The sequence below is a fragment of the Nonomuraea sp. LP-02 genome (assembly GCF_036289125.1).
GTDB lineage: Bacteria > Actinomycetota > Actinomycetes > Streptosporangiales > Streptosporangiaceae > Nonomuraea > Nonomuraea bangladeshensis.
The window spans coordinates 2658880-2676518 of record NZ_JAXCLK010000001.1; the positions used below are offsets into that span (position 1 = coordinate 2658880).

The 17639-nt window shown below is 74.6% G+C and carries 11 protein-coding genes; 4 read left to right on the forward strand and 7 right to left on the reverse strand.

Going from position 1 to position 17639, the window contains the following annotated elements:
* Positions 1-59 precede the first annotated feature (59 nt).
* Positions 60-1841, forward strand: a complete 1782-nt coding sequence (locus SMD20_RS12345) for a serine/threonine-protein kinase (RefSeq protein WP_329579350.1) — start codon at positions 60-62, stop codon at positions 1839-1841.
* On the opposite strand, the gene scpA is transcribed toward SMD20_RS12345, so the two are convergent.
* The 5 genes from scpA to SMD20_RS12370 all read right to left on the reverse strand — a co-directional run bounded on the left by scpA (position 1819) and on the right by SMD20_RS12370 (position 9457).
* Entirely contained in the window at positions 1819-3972 is a 2154-nt protein-coding gene (gene scpA, locus SMD20_RS12350; RefSeq protein ID WP_329579353.1) for a methylmalonyl-CoA mutase, read from the reverse strand. The two genes, SMD20_RS12345 and scpA, sit on opposite strands and share 23 nt — an antisense overlap.
* On the reverse strand, positions 3969-5705 hold the full coding sequence (locus tag SMD20_RS12355) for a methylmalonyl-CoA mutase subunit beta (RefSeq protein ID WP_329579356.1): 1737 nt from the start codon (positions 5703-5705) through the stop codon (positions 3969-3971). The genes scpA and SMD20_RS12355 overlap by 4 nt, the downstream gene beginning before the upstream one ends.
* 60 nt (positions 5706-5765) lie before the next feature.
* On the reverse strand, positions 5766-6542 hold the full coding sequence (locus SMD20_RS12360) for a peptidoglycan recognition protein family protein (protein ID WP_329579358.1): 777 nt from the start codon (positions 6540-6542) through the stop codon (positions 5766-5768).
* A 79-nt stretch (positions 6543-6621) separates the two neighbouring features.
* Complete coding sequence (gene mtnA, locus SMD20_RS12365) at positions 6622-7560, reverse strand: S-methyl-5-thioribose-1-phosphate isomerase (RefSeq protein ID WP_329579361.1); 939 nt, start codon at positions 7558-7560, stop codon at positions 6622-6624.
* A 28-nt stretch (positions 7561-7588) separates the two neighbouring features.
* Complete coding sequence (locus tag SMD20_RS12370) at positions 7589-9457, reverse strand: CASTOR/POLLUX-related putative ion channel (protein WP_329579364.1); 1869 nt, start codon at positions 9455-9457, stop codon at positions 7589-7591.
* Positions 9458-9552: 95 nt separating this feature from the next.
* On the opposite strand from SMD20_RS12370, the gene SMD20_RS12375 reads away from it, so the two are divergent.
* Together SMD20_RS12375 and SMD20_RS12380 are read left to right on the forward strand one after the other, a co-directional pair.
* The gene (locus SMD20_RS12375; RefSeq protein WP_329579367.1) at positions 9553-10974 is read left to right on the forward strand and encodes a protein kinase domain-containing protein; all 1422 of its coding nucleotides are present in this window, start codon (positions 9553-9555) and stop codon (positions 10972-10974) included.
* A 59-nt stretch (positions 10975-11033) separates the two neighbouring features.
* A complete protein-coding gene (locus tag SMD20_RS12380) occupies positions 11034-12143 on the forward strand; it encodes a DUF5925 domain-containing protein (RefSeq protein ID WP_091075230.1) in 1110 nt (369 codons plus the stop codon).
* Positions 12144-12159: 16 nt separating this feature from the next.
* Here the strand turns inward: SMD20_RS12380 and SMD20_RS12385 are convergent, their stop codons facing one another.
* Both SMD20_RS12385 and SMD20_RS12390 read right to left on the reverse strand, forming a co-directional pair.
* Positions 12160-14853 (reverse strand): DUF6493 family protein, encoded by a 2694-nt coding sequence (locus SMD20_RS12385; protein ID WP_329579374.1) that lies wholly within the window; start codon positions 14851-14853, stop codon positions 12160-12162.
* A 251-nt stretch (positions 14854-15104) separates the two neighbouring features.
* Positions 15105-16466: an SWIM zinc finger family protein gene (locus SMD20_RS12390; protein WP_329579378.1), complete on the reverse strand. Its 1362-nt coding sequence runs from the start codon at positions 16464-16466 to the stop codon at positions 15105-15107.
* Between the two features lie 94 nt (positions 16467-16560).
* Here SMD20_RS12390 and SMD20_RS12395 point away from each other — a divergent pair, with 94 nt between their 5' ends.
* Positions 16561-17637, forward strand: a complete 1077-nt coding sequence (locus tag SMD20_RS12395) for a C39 family peptidase (protein ID WP_329579381.1) — start codon at positions 16561-16563, stop codon at positions 17635-17637.
* The last annotated feature ends 2 nt before the right edge of the window (positions 17638-17639 follow it).

The following is a 17639-nucleotide window of genomic DNA, read 5'->3' on the forward strand; positions in this document are numbered from 1 at the left end:
GACTTTGCCAGTATGGTGCTGGGGTTCCCGTCTCAGCCGTCACAGGAGTCACTCCCCTCATGCCCAACGTCGAACCGCTGCGCGCGGGCGACCCGGCTGCCGCCGGACCCTATCGGCTCGTCGGGCGGCTCGGCTCGGGCGGCCACGGCACCGGCTACCTCGGACGGGCGCGCGACGGCAGGCCCGTCGCGGTCAAGCTGCTGCCCGAGGGCCCGGCCGACCGGGAGCGGCTGGTCAGGGAGCTGACCGTGGCGCGGCGGATGGAGCCGTCCTGCCTGGCGCGGGTGCTCGACGCGGCGACCGGCGAGCGGCCGTACGTGGTGCGCGAGTACGTGGACGGGCCCACCCTGGAGCAGGCCGCGCCCGCCCCGGCCGCGGAGCTGCCCCGGCTCGCCGTCGCCGTCGCGACCGGGCTGAACGCCCTGCACCAGGTGGGCATCGCGCATCTGGCGCTCAAGCCGGCCAACGTGCTGCTGGGGCCCGGCGGGGCGCGGGTGGCCGACTACGGGATCGCGGGGGCGTACGGGGTGGCGGGGGGCGCCGGGGCGGTGGTGGGCGGCGGGGGGACGCCCGCCTGTCTGGCGTATCTGGCGCCCGAGCAGGTCGCCGGGCTGCCGGGCGGCGCGCCCGCCGACGTGTTCGCCTGGGCCGCGGTGGTCGGGTTCGCCGCCACCGGGATGCCGCCCTTCGGGGACGGCTCCCCGGCCGAGGTCGCCGAGCAGGTGCTGCGCGGCGAGCCACGACTGGACGGGCTGCCCGCTCCCTTGCGTGAGGTAGTGACCGCCTGCCTGGCCAAGGACCCGGCGGCCCGGCCGGCCATGCGCGAGGTGCTCCTGCGCCTCATCGGCCCCGCCCCCGCCCCGGACGACGACTTCGCCACCCCAGCCGCCACCCACGACTTCCGCCCCCCTAGCCTCCCGCGCCGAACGCCACGCACCCCACCCCCGGACCAGCACCTCCCGGCCCCACAGCTCCCCCGCCGGGACCCACACGCCTCGCTCCCGGACCAGCACTTCTCGCTCCCGGACCCACAGGCCCCACTCCCGGACCAGCACCTCCCGCATCCGGGCCCGCACGTCCCGCCCCCGGACCAGCACGCCCCGGCCCCGGCGGCGGGCCTTTCCTCGACGGCGGTGCAGGGCCCGCTGCGGACGCGGGACACCGGGACGCTCCTGGTGCGTCCCTTCGCGGCCTCCGCGCATCCCGGTCAGGCGCGGGCGGCCGCGCACCCCGCCGACTGGACGGCGTTCCATCGCGTCGAGCAGCCGCGGGTCGAGGACGGGCAGCGGTCGGCGTTCGTGGACATCCTCGTCACCGGCGACGCCCCGGCCGCTCCCACGAGCAGGGGAAGGCGCGTCAGGATGGCGCTCATCACGACCGTCTCGGGCGTTCTCGTGCCGGTCCTGGCCGCCGCGATCGTCTGGCTCACCCCCGCCGAGCCCCCGCGCCCCGAGCCCTCCGCCGCCCCGCCGGAGAGCAGCAGCGCCGCCGCCTCGAGCCCCGCCCGCCTCCAGGTCACCCGCCTGCGCCCGCACGGCACCAGGAACGACGGCACCGGGAACGACGGCTGCTGGACCCCCGGCGAGGTCACCGTACGAGCCCTGGTCGCCCGCACCGGCGGCCCGCTGACCATCCGCTACGCATGGCTGGTGGACGGCGCGCCCGCGGGCGCGACCGCCTCCACGCTCATCCCCGGGAACGGCCAGCGCTACCTGACCTCACCGCGGGCCCTGACGGCGGACCCGCCGCCGGAGGGCGCCACGCGCCGCGTCACGCTGCGGATCACGTCCCCGGTCGTCGTCCAGCGGTCGGTCACGCTCACGCTGTGCGCCGCCGGCTGAGCTGGTCCAGCAGGCCGAGCGCGGCGTCGGCGATCACCGTGCCCGGCGGGAAGATCGCGGACGCGCCCGCGGCACGCAGCTCGTCGTGGTCGCCGGGCGGGATGACGCCGCCGACCACGATCATGATGTCGCCCGCGTCGAGCCCGGCCAGCGCCTCGCGCAGCGCGGGCACCAGCGTCAGGTGCCCGGCGGCCAGCGAGGACACGCCGACCACGTGCACGTCGGCCTCCACGGCCTGCCGGGCGACCTCCTCCGGCGTCTGGAACAGCGGGCCGACGTCCACGTCGAAGCCGAGATCGGCGAAGGCCGTCGCGATCACCTTCTGGCCGCGGTCGTGCCCGTCCTGGCCCATCTTGGCGACCAGGATGCGCGGCCGGCGCCCCTCGGCCCGCTCGAAGTCGGCGCAGGCGCGGCGGGCGCGCTCGATGTTCTCGGCGGGGCCCGATTCGTCGCGATACACGCCTGAGATCGTACGGACCCGCTCGGCGTGCCGCCCGAACACCCGCTCCAGGGCCTCGGAGATCTCCCCCACCGTGGCCTTGGCGCGGGCGGCGTCCACGGACAGCTTGAGCAGGTTGTGCTCCAGCCGCGCCCGCGGGTTCGCGGCGGCCGCGGTGAGCGCGTCGAGTGCGCGCCGCACCTCGTCGGCGTCCCGCTCGGCCCGCAGCCTGGCCAGCTTCTCCAGTTGCCGGCCGCGGACCGCGCTGTTGTCGACCTTGAGCACGTCGATGACCTGGTCGTCGCCGGTCCGGTACTTGTTGACGCCGATGACCGGCTGCCGCCCCGAGTCGATGCGGGCCTGGGCGCGGGCGGCGGCCTCCTCGATGCGCAGCTTCGGCAGCCCGGCCTCGATGGCCTTGGCCATGCCGCCGGCCGCCTCGACCTCCTCGATGTGCTGCCACGCCCGCTCGGCGAGGTCGTGGGTGAGCCGTTCGACGTAGTAGGAGCCGCCCCACGGATCGATGACGCGGGTGGTGCCCGACTCCTGCTGGAGCAGGAGCTGGGTGTTGCGGGCGATGCGCGCGGAGAAGTCGGTGGGCAGCGCCAGGGCCTCGTCCAGGGCGTTCGTGTGCAGCGACTGCGTGTGGCCCTGGGTCGCCGCCATCGCCTCGACGCAGGTGCGGGCCACGTTGTTGAACACGTCCTGCGCGGTGAGCGACCAGCCGGAGGTCTGGCTGTGCGTACGCAGGCTCAGCGACTTGGGGTCCTTGGCGCCCATGTCCCTGACGATGCGGCTCCACAGCAGGCGGGCGGCCCGCAGCTTGGCGACCTCCATGAAGAAGTTCATGCCGATGCACCAGAAGAACGACAAGCGCGGCGCGAACCGGTCGACGTCCATCCCGGCCGCGACCCCGGCCCGCAGGTACTCCATGCCGTCGGCCAGGGTGTAGGCCAGCTCCAGGTCACACGTGGCCCCGGCCTCCTGGATGTGGTAGCCGGAGATGCTGATCGAGTTGAACTTCGGCATCTTCTCGCTGGCGTAGGCGAAGATGTCGGAGATGATGCGCATCGAGGGGGCCGGCGGATAGATGTAGGTGTTGCGGACCATGAACTCCTTGAGGATGTCGTTCTGGATGGTCCCCGTGAGCTGCTCCGGCTTCACCCCCTGCTCCTCGGCGGCCACGATGTAGAGGGCCAGGATCGGCAGCACGGCGCCGTTCATGGTCATCGACACCGACATGCGGTCGAGCGGGATGCCGTCGAAGAGCTGACGCATGTCGTAGATGGAGTCGATGGCGACCCCGGCCATGCCGACGTCGCCCGCCACGCGTGGATGGTCGGAGTCGTAGCCGCGGTGGGTGGCCAGGTCGAAGGCGACCGACAGGCCCTTCTGACCGGCCGCGAGGTTACGCCGGTAGAAGGCGTTGGAGTCCTCGGCCGTGGAGAAACCCGCGTACTGGCGGACGGTCCACGGCTGGTTGACGTACATGGTCGGGTACGGCCCGCGCAGGTACGGCGCCGCCCCGGGATAAGTACGCAGGAAGTCGAGCCCGTCGAGGTCGCCCGCCGTGTAGAGAGGCTTGACCGCGATGCCCTCCGGCGTCTCCCAGACCTCGCCGCCCGGCTCGGGCCGCCGCCCCGGCTCCTTGGCCAGGCCGTTGAGCGGTACGCCGGAGAAGTCCGGGATCATCGGGTCACCCCCAGGTCGTCGCCGAGCACGTCGTCATAGGTGGTGCGCAGCACGTGCAGCGCGTCGCAGCCGGCGTGCACGGTGCCGTCCACGCCGTCCACGCCCTCGTACCCGCCCTGGCCCGCGAGCCACACCCGCCTGGCCCCCGCCCGTCTGAGCGCGGCGGCCACGGGGGCGGCGTGCTCGGCGTACAGCCGGTCGCTGGAGCACAGGCAGGCGACGCGGGCGCCGCTGACGGCGAAGGCGGTGGCGATCTGCTCGGGGTCGGTGCCCGGCCCGGCGGTCTCGGTCGCGAAGCCGCCGGCCTGGAACAGGTTGGCGGCGAACGCGGCCCGCGCCGTGTGGGCGGCGACGGGCCCGATCGTGGCGAGGAACACCTTGGGCCGCTCCGGCCGCGACTCGGCGAGGTCGCGCAGCGCCTCGAACTCCTCGGCGTAGCGCGGCGTGGCGATGCCGTTCCCGTCGCGGCGGACGGGCCGCTCCCCGAGGTCGGGGTATTCGCTGACGCCGGTGATCGGGAAGCGGCGGCAGGCGATGTCGGCGGCGCGCCGCTCGCGGGTGGCGGCCACGCGGGCCGCGATGAGCTCCCCGGCCGCGTCGGCGCCACCGGCGGCCTCGATCTCCTGGAACCACGCCCACGCCCGCCCGGCCAGGTCGGCGGTGCGGCGTTCGACGTACCAGGAGCCGCCCGCGGGGTCGAGCACGCGGGCCAGGTGCGCCTCCTCCAGCAGCAGGGTCTGGGTGTTGCGGGCGATGCGGCGGGAGAAGGCGTCCGGGAGGCCGAGCGCGGCGTCGAACGGCTGGACGGTGACGGCGTCGGCCCCGCCGACCCCGGCGGCGAAGCAGGCGACGGTGGTGCGCAGCAGGTTCACGTACGGGTCGCGGACGGTCATCATGGCCGAGCTGGTGACCGCGTGCTGCCGCTGGCCGCCGTGCTCGGGCGCGCCGCACACCTCGGCGACCCTGGCCCACAGCCGCCGGGCGGCGCGCAGCTTGGCGATGGTGGCGAACTGGTCGTCGGTGGCGGCGTAGCGGAACTCGATCTGCCCCAGCGCCTGCTCGATCGAGAGCCCGGCCCCGGTGAGCTCGCGCAGCTCGGCCACGCCGCGCGCGATCGAGCAGCCCAGCTCGTCGGCGTCGCCGCCGCCCGCGTCGTGCCAGCGGGTGGCGTCCACGGTGACGGCCCGCAGCCCCGGGAACTCGGCGGCGCACCGCACCGCCAGCTCCGCCCCGGCCGCGCCGGAGCCGCCCAGGTTGCCGGAGACCGCGACGCCGCGCTCGGCGGCCAGCGCGAGCAGCGCCGCGGCCGCCTCGCGGGTGCGCGGGCCCGCCTCCAGCACCACGGGGGCCAGGTCGAGCAGCACGTCCTTGAGCACGCCTGCCAGCGCCTCCGGCGGGATCGCGCCGTCGCCGACGACCAGCCACAACGAGGTGACGCCGTTCTCCAGGTCGGCCAGCACCGCCTCGGAGTCGGGCACGGCGTGCCGCTGCCGGACGTCCCAGCCGGGGACGGTGCGGACGCCCCGCACGTACGGCGGCGCGCCGGGCAGCCCCGGATCGCCGGGCAGGTCGTCCAGGTCGTAGAGAGGCGCGATCGTCAGCCCGTCGTAGGTGGGGGTGGACAGCGCCTCCTCGGGCGAGCCCGCCTCGATCCCGGACCTGCGCAGGACGGCCGCCGCCAGCTCCCGCCAGTCGTCACGGGTCGTGGGCGTGAACCCCGCTGCGAGTTCCATGTCTCGGATAGTAGGCGGAACCGGTAGGAACCAGCACCCCAGGGGCCCCCGACACCCTGATCAGCTTTGCGGGGCCTCCCAGGTGAGCCGCCAGGTGAGCGGGCCCACCACGCCGTCGTCGGCGATGCCCTGCTGCCGCTGGAAGGCGAGGCAGGCGGCGCGCGAGGCGGGGCCGTACGCGCCGTCGGCGTCGAGGTCGAAGCCGCGCTGCCGGATGCGGCCCTGCCAGGTGCGTACGTCGTCACCCCGCATGACCGGCGGGTACGACAGCAGCCGCCCGGGGAACGGCGGCGCGGCCGGCCCGGACGGAGGCGGCTCCTCTCCGCCCGAGGGCCGGGGCGCGCCCCGCCGCACCCAGGCGTACAGGGGCTCGCCGGGGCAGTCGGTGGAGTAGCCGTCGCGGTGCCCCTTGATCTCCTTGCCGGCGCCGCCGCGGGCGCGTACGTGCTCGACGGCGTCGAGGATGGCGTGCAGGATCTGGTCGGTGGGCTGCACGAGCCCGCTGTTGCCGACCAGGCCGAGCACGGCGTAGTGGCCGGCGTTGAGCCCGGGGCCGTTGGCGGCGGGCAGGCGGTGCAGGCCGCGCCCCTCGAACACCTTGCGATGGGGGCAGGCCACGAAGGAGTAGCCGATGTCCACCCAGCCGTTGCCGTCCATGTGGTGGGTCTGGATGGAGCGCACCAGGGCCGCGCACGCGCCGTGGTCGCTCACGATGCCGGGATCGACCCTGCCGCCGGTGTAGTGGACCTTCACGCCTTTGGCGGAGTCGAGCTGTGAGTAGTCTCCGCGGGGGGCGCGGGCGTTCCAATCGCGCCGTGACACCAGGTCGATGGCCAAGACGAACTCCGAGACTAGTGCGGGGAATACTGAGCGTAACAAGGGATACGCGGACAGGTCCCGGAGTTGGCTGATTTGCCTAGGGCCGGATCACCCGACTCTCCGTCACGATGGCGGTGATGAGGTCGTGCGGGGTGACGTCGAAGGCCGGGTTGATCGCGTCGGTGCCCTCCGGGGCGACCCGCACGCCCCGGAACGAGACGATCTCGCCGGGGCCGCGGTCCTCGATCTCGATGTGCTCGCCGGTCGGGGTGCCGGGGTCGATGGTGGACTCGGGCGCGACGACGAAGAACGGGACGCCGGCGCGTTCCGCGCCGAGCGCGAGGGCGTACGAGCCGATCTTGTTGGCGGTGTCGCCGTTGGCGGCGATGCGGTCGGCGCCGATGAGCACCGCGTCCACCCCGCCCCTGGCCAGCAGGTAGGGCCCCGCCGAGTCGGCGACGAGGCGGTGCGGCGCGCCCATCCTGGCCAGCTCCCAGGTGGTGAGCCTGGCCCCCTGCAGCAGCGGCCGGGTCTCCAGCGCGAGGACCTCGGCCAGCCGGCCGCGCTCGTGCAGCGTACGGACGACGCCGAGCGCGGTGCCGTGCTCGACGGCGGCGAGCGCGCCCGTGTTGCACACGGTCATGATCCGCAGCCGGTCGCCCTCCAGCAGGTCGGCGCCGCGCTCCCCCATGGCGCGGCAGGCGGCGATGTCGTCGTCGCGCAGGCGCAGCGCGGCGGCGAGCACGGCCTCCCTGCCCTCGCCGAGGCGGGCGGCCGCGCGGTCGACGCCCCAGGCGAGGTTGACGGCGGTGGGCCGGGCGGCGCGCAGCCGGGCGATCAGCTCCGGGTCGCCGTCGGCGAGCACGACGCCGAGCGCGCCGGCCACGCCGAGGGCGGGCGCGCCGCGCACGGCGAGCCGGCGGATCGCGTCGACGAGCTCGTCCACGGTGTGGACGCGCAGCGTCACGTACATGTCGGGGAGCAGCGTCTGGTCGATCAGCTCGATCGCGCCGTCCACCCAGTCGATGGTCCTCACGGCAGAACGGTAACGGGTCGGGCGCGGCCTAGTGTTCGGCGAGAACGATCACGGCGTCGCCCTCGGCGAAGACGATCGGGTCGGACTTGCCCGGGTTGAGGACGATCCCGTAGTGCGGCGGGTCGTCGCGGCCGGCGCAGGAACGGTAGCCGATGGCGCTCTCGCCGCGGCGCCGCGCGGCCTCGATCACCGTGGAGAACGTCACCTCCGTACCGGTCCGGACGTACGAGGAGGCGGGGCGGGGGTAGATCTCCGAGCCGTGCGAGTCGAAGAGGCTGCCGAACACCTCGGCGAGGTGGCGGTTCTCGGCGAGCTGTGCCATGAGCAGGCCGATGACCGTGTCGCTGATGACGATGTCGTCGGCCTCGGTGACCTCGGCCAGGGCCCGGTTGTTCTCGTCGTGCATCTCGCTGACGATCGAGTAGTGCTCGCCGAGCACGCTCTGCATGTCCCGGAGCTGCAGCAGGGTCATGAGCGTGCGCGTGTCCGCGTGATGCGGGTCGAACCGGTCGTCGGACAGGACGATGACGTGCTGGAACAGGCCGACGCCGAGCGACTCCAGCGCGAAGCGGTCGGTGGTGTCGCAGTCCTTGACGTTGACGGTGAGGTTGCGCAGCCCGGTCAGCCCGGCGCCGGCCCTCGGGTCGCCGGCGGCGATCTCCAGGACCGAGCCGGGCGCCACGTAGGCGTCGAGGAGGCGGACGATCCGCTCGGCGCGGGCGTTCCAGTTGAGCAGCAGCGTGCGCTCGGGCGCGGGGGCCGGCCGCGCGGCGGGAGCGGCGATGGCGGACTCGTCCACGGACGGCCTGCCGGCGGCGAGACGTACGTGGGAGTCGTCGGCGGCGATGACGATGACCTCGTCGTCCGCGGCGATCACGGTGTCGCCCGGCGGGTTGAGCACGACGCCGGACGGGCGGCGCAGCCCGATCACGCAGGCGGTCTGGTAGGCGTGCAGCGCCTCCCCGTAGGTGACGCCGACGAGCTTCTTCGGGGTGCGCAGGTAGATCTCGCCGCCGTCGAAGTTCAGCAGGTCCATGCAGACCACGGACAGCCCGGACTGGCGGGAGGACTGCACGATGAGCCGGGCGGCGGTGTCGTCGGAGTCGACGAGGTGCACGTCGGGGCCGCCGGCCAGGCGGGCGGCGGCGAGGTTGCGGCCGGAGGTGAGCGCGGCGACCACCGGCGGGTGGGCGCCCTCGCGCTTGGCCAGCGCGAGCAGGATCTTGATGACGTGCGCGTCCGGGTCCTCGCCCTCGGGCGAGAGCACGACGACGCTCCTCGCGGCGGCGAGGTTCATGAGCGCGAGGTCGTGCGGCTCCGTGGGCTTGCCGGTGCGGCAGACCAGCCGGGTACGCCCGAGGTCGCCGAGGTGCTCGCGGAGGTCCTCCTCCATGTCCAGCTTGTCGCGGTCGGCGAGGATCGCCACGGCCGACCGCTTCTGGCTGGCGTGCGCCTTGACCAGCTCGCCCACGATCGTGAACACCTGGTCCGACCAGCCGAGCACCACCGTGTGGCCGGACTCCACGATCTGCGAACGTCCCCTGCGCAGGCGGTCCACCTTCTGCTTCAGCCCGTTGGACAGCAGGCCGACGAGCATGCTGACGATGAACAGGCCGCCGAGCGAGCCGGCGAACATCACCGCCAGGTACGCGGCCGAGCCCTTGTCGCTCGCCACCTTGCTCGGGGTGAGCGCGTGCATGAGCGTGATCCATAACACCTCGCCCACGCGGCCCGTACCGTCCGGCTCGCCCGGCGCCAGCCACAGCGTGAACCCGGCCACCGTCACGATGAGCGCCACCGACACGACGGCCAGCCACCCGATCAGCGAGGCGGTGCCTTTGGACATCGTGTTGTCGAACCAGTACCGCAGGCGCGCACGCACCGTGACCCTGGACATTTCCCCGTTACCTCCGTGTAAGGAGCTGTTTGACACGGGGCAACAAGGTACCTGGCGATCTTCCCTGATGCAGGAGGACCGGTAACGTATCCGCCATGGTGCACCCCCTCGCCCCGGACGACCCGGAATCGCTGGGCGGATACCGCCTGGCGGGGCGGCTCGGCGAGGGCGGGCAGGGCGTGGTCTACCTCGCGCATCCGGCCGGGGGTGGCGGCCCGGTCGCGGTCAAACTGCTCAGCGCGGGCGACCCGGAGACGCGGGCCCGGCTCGCCCGCGAGCTCGACGCGCTGGAGGGCATCGCCTCCTTCTGCACGGCGCGGGTCCTCGACGCCTCCGTGGACGGGCCGCGGCCGTACGTGGTGAGCGAGTACGTGGACGGCCCCTCGCTGGCCGAGCGGGTGCGCGAACGCGGGCCGCTGCGCGGCGGCGAGCTCGAACGCCTGGTCGTCGGCACCGCCACCGCCCTGGCCGCCATCCACGCGGCGGGCATCGTGCACCGCGACTTCAAGCCCGGCAACGTCCTGCTGGGGCCGGACGGGCCACGCGTGGTGGACTTCGGCATCGCGCGGGCGGAGGGCTCGGCGACGCTCACGTCCGGGATCATCGGGACGCCCGCCTACCTCGCGCCCGAACAGATCAACGGCACGCCCGCCTCGGCGGCCTCGGACGTGTTCGCGTGGGCGGCCTCGATGGTGTACGCGGGGACGGGGGTGAGCCCGTTCGGGGCCGACACCGTGCCGGCGGTGCTGCACCGGGTGCTGCACGCCGAGCCCGACCTGTCGGTGTTACCGGGGCGGCTGCGGGAGCTGCTCGCCGCCTGCCTGTCGAAGGAGCCGGAACGGCGGCCCACGGCGCAGCAACTGATGGTCGCCCTCGTCGCCCCCGCCCCCTCCCGCTCCCCGGCCCCTCCCGGCGGCTCCGCGCCCATGGAGGTGTCTCCGCCGCCGGCCGACACCGTGCCGGGCCGTTCCGGGCCCCGGGGGCTGGTCATGGGCGCGGTGGGCGTGGCGGCGGTCCTGGCGGCGTCCGCCGTCGTCGCCGTCGTCCTGCTGAACCGGCCTCCCGATCGCCTCACCGACACCGGCCGCTCCCCGTCGGCCGCCCCGCCCGCCACCACTTCCCCCGCCACTCCCGGCTCCGGCAGCGGCACCAGCGCCCCCTCCCGCCCCGCCACCGGACTGGAGATCCCGTCCGCCTTCGCGGGCGACTGGTCCGGCCACACCACCAGCACCAACCCTTTGGCCGGCGACGGCGCCGACAACGAGGTACGCCTGAAGAAGGGCGAGTCCACCGCCGAATGGCGCGAGGACAACAACAGCGGCAAGTGCAAGGGCACGATCACCCTCACCCAGGTCGAGAACACCCGGCTCACCTTCTCCCTCGGCGCGAACGACGGCGGCTGCATCGCCGGCACCATCTGGCTCGACCTGCGCTCCGACGGCACGCTCGGCTACACCTGGCGCGACGTGCCGGGTTTCGGCCTCGTCACGCAGACCGGTTCGCTCAGCAAGAACTAACCAGATCGGCAGGCAAAAACCTTCGACATTTGAGCCCGGCTGACTAGATCATGGACGCTATGTCTGTGATTAAGGAGGTGCCGTTCCCCAGCCCGGAGTCCTCGGAGCTTCCGATGAACATCTGGATCGACGACGCCGACTCCGCCATCGACGTGATCGACGCCCTGGCGCTGTCGCCGTTCGCGACGGGTGCCCAGCCGTGGTCCCGGCTGGCGAACCTGGAGCGCGTGCGTTCCGATGCGCCGCTCGCCCCGAAGGGCGGCCGGGTGCTGCGTACGGCGCGGGTCGAGGACGGCACGGAGTCGCGGCTCATCTGCGGCGACGGCTGGACGCTGCGCGTGGTGCGCCACCGCAACCGCACAGCCACGGTCAGCGTCACGGCGATCGACGAGGAGCTGGCCAAGTCGGTGCTGCGCGAGAGCATCGAGGGCGCCGAGGAGGCCGTGCCCGAGGCCGACCACGTCGACATGGGCTTCTGGTGGCGGGGCACGCACGGGGGCACGCGCTCGGAGAAGCCGATCACCGCCCAGCCCTGGCCGGAGATCAGCCAGAACTACTCCGGCAAGGTGCGTCCCGCCCTCGACCGGCTGATGTCCATCACCCCGGCCGACGTCAACGGCCGGCTCATCCTGCTGCACGGCCAGCCCGGCACCGGCAAGACCACGCTGCTGCGTACGCTCGCCAAGCAGTGGCGCGAGTGGTGCCAGGTCGACTGCGTGCTCGACCCGGAGCGCCTGTTCAACGAGCCCGGCTACCTGATGGAGGTGGCGGTCGGCTACGACACCGACGAGGACGCGCAGCGCTGGCGGCTGCTCGTCCTGGAGGACTGCGACGAGCTGATCAGCTCGGGCGCTAAGGCGCAGGCGGGGCAGGGCCTGTCGCGGCTGCTCAACCTGACCGACGGCCTGCTCGGCCAGGGCCGGGACGTGCTGGTGGCCATCACCACCAACGAGGACCTCGCCCGGCTCCACCCGGCCGTCGTCCGTCCGGGCCGGTGCCTGACCCAGCTGGAGGTCGGGCCGCTGAGCAGGGACGAGGCCGTCGCCTGGCTCGGCAGGTCCGACGGCGTGGGCCCGTCGGGGGCGACCCTGGCGGAGCTGTACGCGCTGCGCGCCGGCCGCGAGTTCACCCCCGCCCAGGGCGACGAGTCCACCGGCCTCTACCTCTGAGATCCGGCACACCGGCTCACGTCAGATAGGTGTGGAGCCGCCGCGCCTCGCGTACGAAGTTGTTCGACGCCCGGCGCGCGGCGGCCTCCGCGACGCGCGGCACCGCTCCGCGCGCCCCGGCCCACCGCGCCGCGCGCAGGGCGAAGGCGAGCACCTGCGCGTGCCGCGCGGCCGGCCGCTCCTCCGGCCCCGGCAGGAACGTCTCCAGCAACCCGGTCACGACCTCCCACACCTGCCGGTACGCGCCGAGCGCCGCCGCGGCCTCCAGCGTCTCCAGCGCCGGACCCGGTTTGCACCAGCCCCGGCGCAGCAGCCGGCCGAGCTGCCGCCCGAGCCCGGCCCCGTCCAGCTCGCCACGCGCCGCCAGCTCCACCACCGGCGCGGCCCGCCGTTCCGGAGCGCCGCCCCGGACCCTCTCGGCGACGACGTGGGCGAGCACGAGGGCGACGCCCTCCCCCGGCGGCCCGCCGGTCGCCGCGAGCGCCAGCGCCTCGCCCGGCCCGACGTCCCCGCGAGCGGGCGTCCTGGCCGGGCGCAGGTGGGGCAGGTAGTGCTGCGCGACCACCTCCCGATCCGACGGCATGACGTACGGCCACCACGACAGGCAGCCGCCGTGCTCCTCGTCCGGATGCGGCTCGGGGCCGGCGAACAGCAGATCGATCAGCGGCAGCCCGGTGGCGGGGGCCTGGACGCGCGGCACGAGAGCGCCCAGCCCGTCGTCCGGCCAGTCGATCGTGGTCAGCGGTGTCGGGCGGCCTCCGTCCATCCAGTTGACCGCCGCGCGCCCTGCCGGGGAGGTGAGCGCGCGGGCCCGGCCCACCACCTCGGGCGGTACGGCGCGGGGCAACCGGAGCAGCGCCTGCTGCAGGTCGGCGGGCATGGCCTGGAGGCCCGCGCGCTCGTACGACTCCAGCCGGGTGACCAGCGCGGCGGGATCGAGGTGGCCGGTCGGCTCGGTGGGCTCGGCCAGCAGGAACGGCGGCAGCGTCCCCTCACGCAGCCCGTCACGGACCTCGGCCCAGCGGCTCAGCAGGAACAGGTGGGGCGCGGGCAAACGAGGACCCCCGGCGAGTGGGCCCGCGCCCCCGTCCGGGGATTCGTCGGAAGGCCCCCGCAAAAGACCTTCCGACCGGTGCACGAGCCACTCCTCGGGCCCGCCCGCAGGCCGATCGGCGGGCCCGCCCGCAAGCCGATCCATGGACTCGCCCGCAGGCTTGTCCACGGGCCGGTGCACGAGCCGGTCCATGGACCCGTCCGCGACGAGGGCGACGATCGCCTCTGAGCACGCCTCGATCCCGTGGCGGGGGCCGCCGGTTCCCGTCCTCCTGGCGGCGCGTCCGGCCAGGGCCGCCGCGAGGCCGCCCGGGTCCTCGCCGTGGAGCCGTACGACGCCTGCCAGCCACCGCTCCATGGCCTGCCAGTCGTCCCGCTGGGGGAGCTCCGCGAGGTCGGCGGCGGTTCGGGGCGCGGGCGGCAGCGGCGCGAGGAGCCGAGGGGCGGGCAGCGGAACGGGGACGAAACCGTCGTCCTCGCGCCGCACCCCCGCGTGCGCCTCGCCGCCGAACGCCGCCGCCAGGGTCTCCGCGAGGTCCCGGGGCAGCACCCTGGCTCCGGCCCGTACGGCCGCGACGCCCCCGGGCCCGAACTGCCTGGCGTGCGTGACCGCGAGCCGCACCGCCCGCCCTTGCACGTCGGCCGACGGGCAGCGGAAGGCGTCCGCCAGCGCGGGCGCGAACGTGTCCAGCCCGGCGTGCCGGTCGCGCGCGTACTCGTCGAGCCAGACGAGCCCGGCCGTCACCAGCTTGCGTTCCGGACGGGGCAGCAGTGCCCGCACCGCCTCCCCCACGTCCTCCGGGCCCAGCTCGGCGAGCCGCCGCAGGTGCCGCAGCGCCAGGTCGGCGACCGAGCCCGGCGCGGCGGGCAGCAGGCGCAGGTAGGCGGGGGCGCGCTCGCGCACCTCGTCGTACGTGGGCTCCAGCCGCTCGTGCAGGCGGGCGAAGAAGCGCAGGCCGGCCACGGGGCCACCGCGCAGGAACCGGCGTACGCAGCCGTCGAGCAGCAGGTCTCGGTCGATGCCGCCCTCGCTCGCCAGTGTCGTGAGCGCGGCGAGCCAGCCATCGGAGGCGGAACGGTCGCCGCGTTCGTCGCGCAGCGCCCTGCCGACGCCCTCCGCCTCGAACAGCCGGGGCAGGAGGTGGCCGAGCAGCGGGTCGCGGCGGAGCCGGTCGGCGGTGGGCGGACGGGCCGCCCACTCGACCACGAGGGGGTCGTGCTCGGGCGGGGTGACGCCGGTGTGGCGCAGCATGGCCAGCGCCAGGGCGCCCGCGTCGCCGGAGCGCCGGTAGCTGCCACGGGTGCGGCCGGGGAGCCTGAGCGCGGCACGGGTGGCGAAGTCGGCCTGCCAGGCGGGCGGGCGGGCCGACAGGACGCGTACCAGGACGGGTGTGGCGTCGGGGGCCTCGTGGCGGCGGTCCTGGAAGTCGCGGCGGTTGAGCCAGGCGACGGTGGCGGCGGCCCCGGAGATGGTGCCCGCGCCGGCGACGCGCATGGGGTCGATCCAGGTCTCGTCGCTCGGCTGGCCAGGGACGGCGATGCCCCGTACGACGGAAAGGTGGCCCGGCAGTGCGGCGGCCACCGCCTTGCGTCCCTCCGCGTCCAGGCTCAGGACGTACTCGGCGACCAGCCCCGGATCCCCGCTGTCGATCGCCACCACCGCCCCCTCCCACACCCCTCCCTGGCCAAGCCCCCCAGGGAAGGAGGAGCTTGGGGTGGGGAGCCCAGGGACGGGACCCGGAGCAAGGGCCTCTTCAGGCCCATCCACCTCCCCACCCGCCCGAGCAAGCCCCCCAGGAAAAGAAGGATCAGGAGCCTCTTCAGGCCCATCCGCCTCCCCACCCACCCGGGCAAGGTCCCCAGGGGAAGAGGGGGCCGGGGGCCGGGTGGGTGGGGAGTGGGTGGGGGTCATGGGGTGGCCTCGGACGGGGTCGGCTCGGGCAGGGTGGTGGGCGGGGTGGCGGGGCGGGCGGCGATGCGGGCGGCGAGGACGTGCTTGCAGGGCCCGCGCGACCCGCGGTGGTCCCACCACCAGGTGCAGGTGCACTCGCCCGACTCGATGCGCACCCGGCGTACGCCGCCGTCGGTGGTGACCTCGGCCGTGTCGCCCATGAGGCGCACCGCGCCGGAGGCGACCAGCCGGCGGGCGGAGGTGAGGCGGGGGTTGAGCTGGGCGACCTGGTCGCGGTCGTACGGCAGCTCGCGGTGGAAGTGGGCGGCCTCGTGCAGGTCGTAGCCGACGCGCCCGGCGACGCCGAGCTGGGTGAGGGCGGCGCGGACGCGTTCGGCGGGCAGGCCGGAGCGGTCGGCGAGCAGGCCGAGCTCGACGGTCGGCTCGAAGTTGAGCAGCATGCCGACCAGGTCGGCGTCGCCGGCGGCCTCGTCGGTGGCGAGGTCGGACAGGACGGCGCCCTCGCCGGAGAAGCCGCGCCACGGCTCGGGCGAGACGGCGAGCGTGTAGCGCATGCCGGGCAGCTCCAGCTCCCAGACGCCGGCGGTGGAGGAGCCGTCGGCGGGGCCGTACACGCGGAGTTTCTTGGCGAAGCGCAGCAGCGGCAGGAGGGTGGCGACGCGCCCGGTGCCGGACAGGCAGACGCCGCCGCGCGCGGGCCCGGAGGACAGGCGCAGGTCGCGCCCGGACGGGACGGCCCAGACGGTGGAGCGGGCGCCGCGCGGCAGGGACCGCAGGAAGCGGACCGCCTGCGGCCCCGCCAGCTCGGCCCGCAGGTCGAACCCGGCGGCGATCACCTGCACCTCGGCGAAGCCGCGCAGCCACCGCTCGGGCAGCGGCACCTTCTTCTCCACGACGGCGCCGTCGAGGGTGGTGACGGTCAGCTCCTCGGGCCCGACGCCGAGGTGGAGCGGGTCGCGACCGCCGACCCTGGCGAGGGATTCGCGCAGCGGGCCGTTGACGTCGACGTTGGTGGTGCCGCGGTCGAGGACGTCGCCGTCGAGCTCCAGCACGTCGAGGCGGGCGTAGACGCCGCCGCAGGCGGAGAACGACTCGAACCTGAGCCGGTCGCCGTCGCAGGTCACCACCGGGTCGCGGGTCCAGCCGGGCCGGGGCTGGTGGTAGCGGGCGAGCGCGACGTCGGCGACGGCCAGCAGCCCGGCGGCGGCCGGGGCGGCGTGGGTGAGCAGGCCGCTGAAGAAGCGGGGGTGCGCCTGCGGGCCGGACAGCGCGGTGCCGCCGGAGGTGGAGAGGCCGAGCCTGCCGTCGGTCAGGGTGGAGTGGCCCGCGTAGGAGTAGGCCTGTACGGCTTGAGTCATGGCCCGCACATTAGAGATCAACACCGACACAATTCCGCCGCCGGGAAACGGCCCCGCCCAGGCCGGTACGTAAACCATCCGATGTGCGGCATCCGTGGACGAAACCACAATGTGCCTGGTGCTCACCGTCGACCTCGCCCGCGTCTCCTTCGCCCGCTTCGCCGTGCCCCCAGCGACGGGCATGCCAGCGAGCGACGTGTGGACCGGCGAGGAACGCGAGATCGGCTTCCCTGCCACCCAGCTCGTCCCCTCGTGGACCGCGCGCACCCCGCCGGGCGCGTGGATCGAGGTCGCGCTCCGGGCCAGGGTCCCGTCGGGCGCCCTCACCAAGTGGTACGTGATGGGCCGCTGGTCCGAGCAGGGCGCTCCCCGCACGTCGGTGCCCGGCCAGGGCGACGAGGACGGCGACGTGGCGGTGGACACGTTCGTGGCACGGCGGCCGGTGACCGCCTACCAGGTGCGGATCGTCCGGCACGGGCCCGCGCGGGTGACCGGGCTGGGCGTGATGGCCTCGGCCGTGCCGCGCCGGCCGGTCACGCCGAGCGCGCCGCTCGCCGCCGAGCCGGTGGAGCTGGCCGTGCCCCGGCACTGGCAGCACGCGCACGCCGGCCACCATCCGCGCTTCGACGGCGGCGGCGCGAACTGGTGCGGCCCCGCGTCGGTGGCCATGGTGCTCGGCTACTGGGGACGCGGCCCGGGCCCGGACGAGCTGGCCTGGGTGGGCGCCGGCGACGCGGCCCCGTCCGTGGACCACGCGGCCATGGGCGCCTACGACGAGAGCTACCAGGGCACCGGAAACTGGCCGTTCAACGTGGCCTACGCGGGCCGTTACGGGCTGGCCGGGTTCGTGACGCGGCTGCGCTCGGCGGCGGAGCTGGAGCTGTTCGTCAGGGCCGGGATCCCGGTGGTCACGTCGCAGTCGTTCAAGGCGCACGAGCTGCCCGGCTCCGGCTACTCCACGAACGGCCACATCCACGTCGTGACCGGCTTCACCGCGGCCGGCGACGTGATCGTGAACGACCCGGCCGCGCCCGACGGCGAGGTGCGGCGGGTGTATCCGCGGGCCGCGTTCGAGAACGTGTGGCTGCGGGGCTCGGGCAGCGGCGGCATCGCGTACGTGCTGCACCCGCCCGAGCAGTCCCTTCCCTACAGTAGTGATGGCAATTGGTGAGT

Excerpts from the sequence above, each read along its gene's own strand:
- SMD20_RS12355 (WP_329579356.1), bottom strand. The coding sequence starts at position 5,705 with ATGGAACTCGCAGCGGGGTTCACGCCCACGACCCGTGACGACTGGCGG.
- SMD20_RS12345 (WP_329579350.1), top strand. The coding sequence starts at position 60 with ATGCCCAACGTCGAACCGCTGCGCGCGGGCGACCCGGCTGCCGCCGGA.
- scpA (WP_329579353.1), bottom strand. The coding sequence starts at position 3,972 with ATGATCCCGGACTTCTCCGGCGTACCGCTCAACGGCCTGGCCAAGGAG.
- SMD20_RS12390 (WP_329579378.1), bottom strand. The coding sequence starts at position 16,466 with ATGACTCAAGCCGTACAGGCCTACTCCTACGCGGGCCACTCCACCCTG.
- SMD20_RS12375 (WP_329579367.1), top strand. The coding sequence starts at position 9,553 with ATGGTGCACCCCCTCGCCCCGGACGACCCGGAATCGCTGGGCGGATAC.
- SMD20_RS12370 (WP_329579364.1), bottom strand. The coding sequence starts at position 9,457 with ATGTCCAGGGTCACGGTGCGTGCGCGCCTGCGGTACTGGTTCGACAAC.
- SMD20_RS12380 (WP_091075230.1), top strand. The coding sequence starts at position 11,034 with ATGTCTGTGATTAAGGAGGTGCCGTTCCCCAGCCCGGAGTCCTCGGAG.